The organism is Bacilli bacterium, from assembly GCA_036381315.1.
Lineage (GTDB): Bacteria > Bacillota > Bacilli > Paenibacillales > KCTC-25726 > DASVDB01.
Map to the genome: position 1 here is coordinate 1 of DASVDB010000080.1, position 9,511 is coordinate 9,511.

Below are 9,511 nucleotides of genomic sequence, written 5' to 3' on the forward strand. Positions count from 1 at the left end.
TTAAGACGGTGACGGTTCCGTCCAACGATCAGGGCCTGGTGGACCTGAACGCGCTGAAAGCCGCCGTCGACGCCGATACGGCCGCGCTCATGCTGACCAATCCGAATACGCTCGGCTTGTTTGAAGAAAAAATTGCGGAAATTGCCGATATTGTGCATGCCGCCGGCGGGCTGTTGTATTATGACGGCGCCAATGCGAACGCGATTTTGGGCATCGCCCGTCCGGGCGACATGGGCTTTGATGTGGTGCATTTGAACCTGCACAAAACATTCGGCACGCCGCACGGCGGCGGCGGACCCGGAGCGGGCCCGGTCGGGGTGAAGGATATGCTTGCGCCGTTTTTGCCGAAGCCGCTAATCGTGAAACATGAAGACGGCAGTTTTGGACTTGATTGGAACCGTCCCCGATCGATCGGCCGCGTCAAGGCATTTTTCGGCAACTTCGGCATTTTGGTCCGCGCATATGCTTACATTTGTTCACTGGGCGGCGAAGGCTTGCGCCGCGTCGCGGAGGATGCGGTGCTGAACGCCAATTATGTCATGCACAAGCTCTCGCCTTATTACGATTTGCCGTTTGCGCGGCATTGCAAGCACGAATTTGTTTTATCCGGCAACCGCCAAAAAAAATTGGGCGTGCGCACGCTTGACATCGCCAAACGCCTGCTTGATTTCGGCTTCCACCCGCCGACCGTCTACTTTCCGCTGATCGTGGACGAGGCGATCATGATTGAGCCAACCGAGACGGAAAGCAAGGAAACGCTTGATGCGTTTGTCGCGGCGATGATCCGAATAGCCGGGGAGGCGGAAACCGACCGCGAACTTGTAGTAAACGCTCCGCATTCGACTGTTGTAAAGCGCATGGATGAAACGCTCGCGGCGCGCAAGCCGGTGCTCAATTGCAGTTGCGGCGGATAAATGGCACACTTGTAAGATGGGGAAATGATCGCCCCCTGACATAATAAAATCGTGAATAATGGGAAGGAGGAACAAGATTGATGGCCGAATCCGCACATGGCGCAAAAAGATGGATCATCCCGGACGGCTACATACCGCCGAACAGCTCGGGCGCGCTGCCCAGCCACGAATCCGTTTGCGTTCTGAACACGAGCCGCGTCGCCGCGAACATCGAAATGACGGCCTACTTTGAGGACCGCGAGCCGCTGGAAAAGATGCTCTGGTCCGTGCCGCCCCGGCGCACGATGCATATCCGGACGGCAGCGCTGCGGGACGGGCGCGGCGCGGCAATACCGGTTGGCGTCCCTTATGCGCTTGAAGTGGTAAGCGACACGCCGGTATTCGTGCAATACAGCCGCCTGGACTCGACCCAACCGGAAAACGCGCTGATGACAACCATGGGATATCCTGTCGATTCCGGTTTTTAAACGCGGCCGGCGCGATGCGCCATCCGGTATTTTCGCGGGGCGACGCCGGCAACCTGCTTGAACGACCGGCCGAAGTGGGAAACGTTCTCAAAGCCTGTTTGCGCGGCAATGTGAATAACCGGCAAATTTGTTTCGCGCAGCAGTTTTTGCGCTTCCCTGATCCGCAGGCTGACCACATATTCCACAAAAGAAAAGCCGGTCACTTCTTTGAAGGTGCGGCTCAGTTGCGACGGGCTAAGATAAAAACGCCGGGCGAGATCATTTAACCGCAGCGGGTTTTGGTAGTTGGCATTGATATAATCCAGAATCGGATATATGCGTTGATGCTTCGACCGCGTATTTTCCGGCGCAACCCGTTTCCGTTTCGCCAATTCCCGCGCGGCAAAAATAAGAAATTGCAGCAGTAACGCCTGCAGGAGCAGTTTGTTTAATAGCTGCTCCTCTTCGTATTCTTTGCCCATTTGCGCAAGCCAGCCTTCCACGAGCGCCTGTTCGGCCGGCAAAAGCCGCAACACGGCCGCATCCGCGGCGAACGGCGCGAAAAGTTCCGCCACTTCCGCTTTCGCCGCATCAGGCAAAAAAGACAGTTTGAAATTAATCAGGATGCGCTCGTGCCGGGGATCGCCGCAGACGGAAGTCTTATGCAGCACGTTTTCCGGGATGAAAACGAGATCGCCCCGCCTTACCCGGTAAGTCCTGTCTTTGATGAAATAGTATCGTTCGCCGGATAAGAGATAGTAAATCTCGTATGTATCGTGATAATGGAAAAACGGCATCGTGTACGCCCCGGTTCTTTTATAGCGGGATATTTCGAATTCCGCAGACTTCTCCAAATCCGCTTCCCCCTGTTCCGCCAATGCGACTACCAAAAGTATAGCAAATTTACACCGCAAAAAATGCATACTTTTCATAGAAAATGGCGCGAATCGCAAAGATTTTTTTCATATTATGCGCTAATCTGAAAATATCAAATGTCAAAAGGAGCGAGATGAATGGCGAAAAAACGTTATGTGCTGGTAGGCACCGGGGGTAGGGCCGAACTGTATTACGGAGCGATTGCCCGGGATTTTCGGGATCAGGCGGAAATTACGGCATTTTGCGACATCAACCGGACGCGGCTTGCATATGCCAATCGATTGCTGCAGGAAAAATACGCTTACCCGGCGGTTCGCACCTATCATTCATCCGAATTCGACCGCATGATCGCGACCGAAAAACCGGACTTTGTCATCGTCACATCCATAGATCGCACGCACCACCGCTATATAATCAGGGCGATGGAACTGGGCGTCGATGTCATCTCCGAAAAACCGATGACGGTTGACGAGGAAAAATGCCAGCAAATATTGGATACCATCAAGCGGACCGGGCGCAGCTTGCGGGTAACGTTCAATTACCGCTACGCGCCGCACAATACGAAAATCCGCGAACTGATCATGAACGATACGATCGGCGAGGTTTTTTCCGTCCATTTCGAATGGCTATTGAACACGAAGCACGGGGCGGATTATTTCCGGCGCTGGCACCGGGACAAACGCAACAGCGGCGGGCTGTTGGTGCATAAAGCAACGCACCATTTCGACCTGGTCAATTTTTGGCTCGGGACGCGGCCCAAAACCGTATACGCCCAGGGCGATTTGCGGTTTTACGGCCGGGAAAACGCCGAGCTGCGCGGCGTAATCGACTTTTACCAACGCGCGACAGGCAGCGAGAAAGCCAAAGGCGATCCGTTCGCCTTGCCGCTCGATCAGAATGAAACGTTTCGTGAAATGTATTTGCTGGCGGAAAAAGACGACGGCTACCAGCGCGACCAAAGCGTATTCGGCGACGGGATCAGCATCGAGGATACGATGGGCGTCATGGTCCGCTACGCGAATAAAACAATTCTGACGTATTCCTTAAACGCCTATATGCCCTGGGAAGGGTTCAATGTCGCGTTTAACGGGAGCAAGGGGCGAATCGAACTGAAAGTTGTGGAACAAGCGTACGTCAACGCCGGCGGGAAAAAAGAAGACGAAGGCGCGGTGATCGGCAAGCGGATTACGGTGTTTCCGCAGTTTGCGGAAAGCTATGACGTGCCGATCCCGGAAGGTATCGGCGGGCACGGCGGCGGCGATGCCGTGCTGTTGAACGATTTGTTCGGAACACCGGCAGCGGACCCGTTTAACCGCACGGCGTCCCATATTGACGGCGCCATGTCGATCCTGACCGGCATTGCCGGCAATCGCTCGATGCGGACCGGACTTCCCGTTGACATCGACAGTCTGGTAAAATTTTAGAGTAGTAAAAGAACATCCCGCCGCGATGGGAGAGAGCCGCATGACCAGGCTGCCGAAAAAAGTGAAAACGCTTTACTTCAGCCTCAAAATTAAAAATAAAATGTTTTTGATTATCACCGTCATCATGCTTGCCGCGGGAGTGCTGAGTTGGGGCATCGCGCAGTACGCTTTTCAGATTTATGACGGGGAAATCTACCGCCAGTCGGCGAAAGCTTTGAATTTATCTTCCTACAGCATCGAAAACGAAATGAAAAAAATCGAAAAATTGTCCTATCGGGTCGCCACGGACACGCAAATCCAGGCGTTGTTGGCGGAAATAAAACAGAGCGGAACCGAATATGACAACTTTGTCATGGCCACAAATTTGCAAGACAGGATGCTCGATCTCGGCGCTTTCGACAAGTATGTTTATTCTTTGCAATTGTTTGACGCGCTGGGCCACGAATACGCCGTCGGCAGGCAAACGATCACAACGGCGAAAAAAACGATCGGGCAAATCGAACGGCTGGCCGCGGAAAATAACGGCGGCATTCGCTGGATCTTCCCCCGCCAAACGGGAGACAAACTGATTGCCGCGAGAGAAATCAGATCTTTTCAAAATCTTGCGCTGGAAAAGCTGGGGACGATCGCGGTGCGCGTCGATATGACCGGTTTGTTTGCCGATAATGCCAAAGGGTTGGACAAACAGGGGGCGACGTTCTGGATTTTCCGCGGCGATGAGCTGCTCTATCCCGAAAAACCTTCCTTGCCGTTGCCAGGCGTCCGGGAGGCGCTGAACGAAGCGCAGGGATACAAAATCGCGAATATTGCGGGAAGCCGTTACTTTATTACGTTCGTTTCATCCGCATATACGAATTGGACATATATGATCGCGATTCCGTTCAACGGGATTTTCCATGACATTATTGCCGTTAAAAGGTTGGTTATTCCGATATACTCGGGCTTGTTCGTGCTGGCGATTTTTCTTGCCCTGCGTTTTGTCCGGGGAATAACCGGTCCGATCGAAAGCCTGAGCGCGAAAATGAAGCGGGTGCAAATGGGCAACTTCGAGGTCGAACAAGATGCCATCGACATACCCTCGTCCATGGATGAAGTGGGTTTGCTGCATCGCAATTTCCGCATCATGCTGCAAAGGATCAATGAGCTGATTACCGAAAATTACAAGAAGCAGTTGAAGATCAAGGAAACGGAATTCAAAGCGCTGCAAGCGCAGATCAACCCGCATTTCCTTTACAACACGCTCGACTCGATCAACTGGCAGGCAAGAGTAAACGGCGAGCAGCAAATTTCCCGCATGGTAGAGTCGCTGGCCTTTTTGCTGCGCAGTTCGATCAGTTTGAAAGAGCCGTTAATTCCGCTGCAGCAGGAAATCGCCATCGTCAGGCACTACATTACGATCCAGCAAATCCGATTTGAAGAACGTCTTGATTTTGCCATGGATATTGCGATCGATTACGGCGACTGCCAAATCCCCAAGCTGTCCCTGCAGCCGATTGTGGAAAACGCGATTCAGTACGGTCTGGAACAGCTCACGACGGTTTGCAACATTCGCATAAGCGCAATACGTAAGGGCGATTGCCTGATCATTTCCGTGGAGGACAATGGCCCCGGCATGGATGCCAGGCTGCTCATGCAAATCCGCAAAGGCGAAGTCAAGTCGAAGGGGTCGGGCATCGGCCTGCACAACATTGATGAACGGATCAAGCTTCTGTTTGGGGAGGAATACGGCTTGGAAGTGTACAGCGAACGGGGCGTCGGCACGAAGGTTATGCTGCGGTTGCCGTTTGCGGGGAGGAGTGGCCATGTACAAAGTGCTGCTGGTTGACGATGAACGCATCATCCTGGACGGAATTGCGCGCATGGTGGATTGGCCGGCGCTCGGCTGCAAGCTTGCGGGAACGGCGAAAAACGGTCTGGAGGCAATGGATTTTATCAGCAAAAACAGCGTCGACATCGTCATCAGCGACATTCGCATGCCCGGCATGGACGGTCTGCAGCTGGTCGAAGCGGCGAAGGAGCTTGCGCCGTCGCTTGCGTTTATTTTGCTTTCCGGGTTCGATGAGTTTGAATACGCGCGAATTGCCATGCGTTTCGGTGTCAAGCATTATTTGCTGAAGCCGTGCAACGAAGGAATTATCTCCCAGGCCATATCCGAGGTGATTGTGGAGTTCAGACGGCGGGAGAGCAAGGAACAATTTGTGCGAAAAAACGAGCAAAAGCTGCAGAAGATGCTGCCGTATGTAAAGGAGCAGTTTCTGAAAGAGCTATTGACGAACAAAACATACGGGATCAAAGATTGGAATGAATACTGCGAGCTCTTTCATATGGCGGCCGCAGAGCTGCGCGTGCGGCTAATTTTGCTGCAAATCGAGGGAGTGTTCGATTTTGAGCATTTATTTGCGCTCCGAAACATTTCCAAGGATATTTTGGGCGACGAAGTCATGTTGCTCGATACCACCATCGGCAAACAGGCTCTTTTATTAATCCGCGATTTTGCGGAAGAAGCGCTCATTTACGGCCGCATCGCCTTAGTCAAAACAACCTTTTACAACTATTACAATCTGGATATTACGATTGCGCTAAGTGAACCGCATGATATTGCGAATGCCCGCGAAATGTACCGGAAAACGCTGGAGTGTCTGAAATTCCGGTTTTATTTGGGGGAAGGAAGCATCATTACGCCGCGCGATATCGCTTCCGTATTTACCGGCGAAACGGATCAATTCATCTATGACGAAGACGAACTGTGCATGCTGGTCAAGTCCGGCAGGTGGGAAGACGCGAAAAGGGAAATCGCCTTTTGGTTCGAAAAGCTTGCGGAATTGAAACCGAATACGGCGATGGCCAAATCCTACATTCTTTCCCTGTATGCCGCCATTATCCGTCAAGGCGATCCCGCGAATATGGGGGCGCATTTGCAGGAACTGAACCGGTTTGATGACCTGAACACCTTGCAAACGTTGCGCGAATTTTTGGAATCGGCGGCGCGCAGCATTGCGCGGCAAAATTACGAGCAAAACCTGAACAGGCATTCCGCAATCGTCGAAAAGATGCTCGCGGTGATCGAAGAAAACCTCGGTAATCCGCAGTTGTCGCTGTTATGGGTGGCGCGGGAGATGCTTTATATGAATGAAGATTACTTGGGCAAGCTGTTCAAAAAAGAAATCGGCTACAAATTTTCCGCCTACGTAACGAAGCTTCGAATGGAAAAAGCGATCAGGATGATCGAAACGGCGGAAGATGTAAAAGTGTATGAATTGGCCGAAATGCTCGGGTACGGCGGCAATGCCCAATATTTCGGCCAGGTTTTTAAAAAATATACGGGCTGCACGCCGTCGGAGTATAAAAAGAAGCCCTGATTCTTTTTGAAGTGTCTGTTTTTTTAACATTTATGGCGGCTTTTTTGCTTCTGCTTGCGCATGTTTGCTTGCATAATGGCATTGTAAGCGGCAATTTGCGCAAAACAGACCAATAAGGGGAGGCTTGGGGCTTTGAAAAAAACAACGGTATTTCTGGTTGTCTTGACGCTGGTTTGGGCCTTGGCCGCGTGCGGCGGCAACAATGCGGATAAGCAAGATAACGCCAATCCCGCCGGGGAAACGGCAACGCCCGACCAGGCGGCGGAGCAGGTTACGCTGAGAATCGCCTGGTGGGGTTCGCAGCCGCGGCATGACTATACTTTGAAAGTGTTGCAGATGTATGAAACGCAGCACCCGAACGTAAAATTTGAGCCGGAATACGCCAGTTGGGATGATTATTGGAAGAAGCTGGCGCCGGAGGCGGCGGCGAATGAATTGCCCGATATTATCCAAATGGACTTGTCGTATATCGCGCAATATGGCGAAAAAAATCAGTTGGCTGATTTGACGCCGTTTATCGGCAACGCCATCGATACGAGCAAGATCAGCGATTCTGTCGTATCGGGCGGCAAAATCGGCGACAAACTGTACGGATTCAACCTTGGCGTAAACGCGGTCGGCTTCCATTATGATCCGGCGTTGCTGAAGAAAGCGACCGGACAAGATACAATCGACAGCAATTGGACGTGGGACGATTACGTCGCCATGGCCGAGAAAGCCAAAGACGCCGGTTTGTACATGGATACCGGCATGAAGGCGGACGTATTTTTCCGGTATTATCTGCGCACCAAAGGCAAAAGTTTGTTCAATGCGGACGGAACGGCGCTCGGCTACGACGACGATCAATTGTTCGTCGACCACTTTGGGCGGCTGGCCAAACTGGTGAACGACAAGGCGGTGCCGACACCGGACATTATCGCGCAAATTAAAGGAATCGAAGATGACCTGGCCGTCAAGCAGCAGGCGATCGGCATTTGGCAGTGGTCAAACCAATTTGTCGGTTTCCAGCAAGTCGCCAACCGACCGCTCAAAATGGTCGGCATGCCCGGGCCGGACGCAAGCAAGGGCTTATATTTGAAACCGAGCATGTATTTCTCGATTTCACAAAACTCGGAAAATAAAGAAGAAGCCGCTAAATTCATTAATTTCTTTGTCAATGACGTGGAAGCCAACAAATTGATCAACGGGGATCGCGGCGTGCCCGGCTCCACTGTCGTGAAAGAGGCGTTGAAGCCCGCATTGACCCCGCAGCAAGCGCAAGTGTTTGATTATATTGCGTGGGCTGAACAAAACAGCAGCCAGATGGACGCACCGGACCCGATCGGCACCGGCGAAGTCATTGCCGCGCTGGAAGATTTGACGCAACAGCTGAATTTCGGCAAGATTACCGCGGAAGAAGCAGCCAAGCAATTCCGGACTAAAGCGAACGCCATTCTGGCGAAAAACAAGTAACGCGAAAGGAACCTGCTGTACCGCATAATAGCTGATCCGCGAGATCAGCTATTATGCTTGAAAGGACGGCAACATAGCCCTTAGACGAAAGGAGTTGGCAGCGTGTGAAAGCGGGTGCTCTGAAACGGAATTTGCCGGGATATTTGTTTATCAGCCCGTTCATACTCGGATTTTTCATCTTTACCTTGATCCCGATCGTCGCCTCATTGTATTTGTCGTTTACCGATTATGATCTGTTTTCCGCACCTGCCTGGGTGGGGCTGAACAATTTCCGGGAAATGTTCCAATTGGACGAAAAGTATGCGCATTCATTAAGGGTAACCTTCATCTACGTATTTGCCGGGGTGCCGCTCAGACTTATGTTCGCGCTGTTTGTCGCCATGTTGTTGAATACCGCTTCCCGCATGGTCGGTCTGTACCGGACGTTGTATTACCTGCCTTCCATCATTGGCGGAAGCGTCGCGGTGTCCATCATGTGGCGCAACGTATTCGGCGATCAGGGCATCGTAAATCTGTTGTTGTCGTTTTTGGGCTTGCCGGTCGTCCGCTGGTTCGGCGACCCGCTCGCGGCCCTGTGGATGCTGATCTTTTTGTCCGTATGGCAGTTCGGTTCGTCCATGCTCATTTTCCTGGCCGGATTAAAAGGCATTCCCGCAAGTTTCTATGAGGCTGCCAGCGTCGACGGTGCCAACGCGGCGCAGAAGTTTTTGCGCATTACGATCCCGATGCTGTCGCCGGTTATTTTATTCAATGCCATCATGCAAACGATCGCCGCGTTCATGACCTTCGTTCCGGCGTTCATTATTTCCAAAGGAACCGGAGATCCGTTGGACGGCACTTTGCTTTATTCCCTCTATTTGTTCAAGCAGGGGATTGAGTTTTTCCACATGGGCTACGCTTCGGCGATGGCCTGGATCATGCTTTTGATTGTGGCTGCGCTGACCGCCGTATTGTTCGCCTCGTCCCGGTTTTGGGTTCATTATGAAGCCAAGGGAGGGAACGGATGATGGGAGCCAAGCCGTTAAAATGGTCGTTATACC

Annotated in this window: 8 protein-coding genes; 7 read left to right on the top strand and 1 reads right to left on the bottom strand. The window is 52.2% G+C overall.

The features are described from left to right. Both gcvPB and VF260_06205 read left to right on the top strand, forming a co-directional pair. Positions 1-914 (top strand): aminomethyl-transferring glycine dehydrogenase subunit GcvPB (gcvPB, locus tag VF260_06200; GenBank protein ID HEX7056772.1); only part of this gene is annotated, 914 nt, incomplete at its 5' end. 80 nt (positions 915-994) lie between these two features. Next, positions 995-1,381, top strand: coding sequence for a sensory rhodopsin transducer (locus VF260_06205; protein ID HEX7056773.1), 387 nt, complete (start codon positions 995-997; stop codon positions 1,379-1,381). Here the strand turns inward: VF260_06205 and VF260_06210 are convergent. Beyond that, entirely contained in the window at positions 1,378-2,214 is an 837-nt protein-coding gene (locus VF260_06210) for an AraC family transcriptional regulator (protein ID HEX7056774.1), read from the bottom strand. The two genes, VF260_06205 and VF260_06210, sit on opposite strands and share 4 nt — an antisense overlap. 159 nt (positions 2,215-2,373) lie before the next feature. Here VF260_06210 and VF260_06215 point away from each other — a divergent pair, with 159 nt between their 5' ends. From VF260_06215 to VF260_06235, 5 genes are all read left to right on the top strand, one after another. Further along, positions 2,374-3,660 carry a Gfo/Idh/MocA family oxidoreductase gene (locus VF260_06215; protein ID HEX7056775.1) on the top strand — a complete coding sequence of 429 codons (1,287 nt, stop codon included), beginning with the start codon at positions 2,374-2,376 and terminating at the stop codon, positions 3,658-3,660. Positions 3,661-3,700: 40 nt separating this feature from the next. Then, complete coding sequence (locus VF260_06220) at positions 3,701-5,485, top strand: sensor histidine kinase (protein ID HEX7056776.1); 1,785 nt, start codon at positions 3,701-3,703, stop codon at positions 5,483-5,485. Beyond that, positions 5,463-7,019, top strand: a complete 1,557-nt coding sequence (locus VF260_06225; protein ID HEX7056777.1) for a response regulator transcription factor — start codon at positions 5,463-5,465, stop codon at positions 7,017-7,019. The genes VF260_06220 and VF260_06225 overlap by 23 nt, the downstream gene beginning before the upstream one ends. A 132-nt stretch (positions 7,020-7,151) precedes the next feature. Beyond that, a complete protein-coding gene (locus VF260_06230) occupies positions 7,152-8,471 on the top strand; it encodes an extracellular solute-binding protein (GenBank protein HEX7056778.1) in 1,320 nt (439 codons plus the stop codon). Between the two features lie 104 nt (positions 8,472-8,575). Beyond that, a complete protein-coding gene (locus VF260_06235; GenBank protein ID HEX7056779.1) occupies positions 8,576-9,478 on the top strand; it encodes a sugar ABC transporter permease in 903 nt (300 codons plus the stop codon). Positions 9,479-9,511 lie beyond the last annotated feature (33 nt).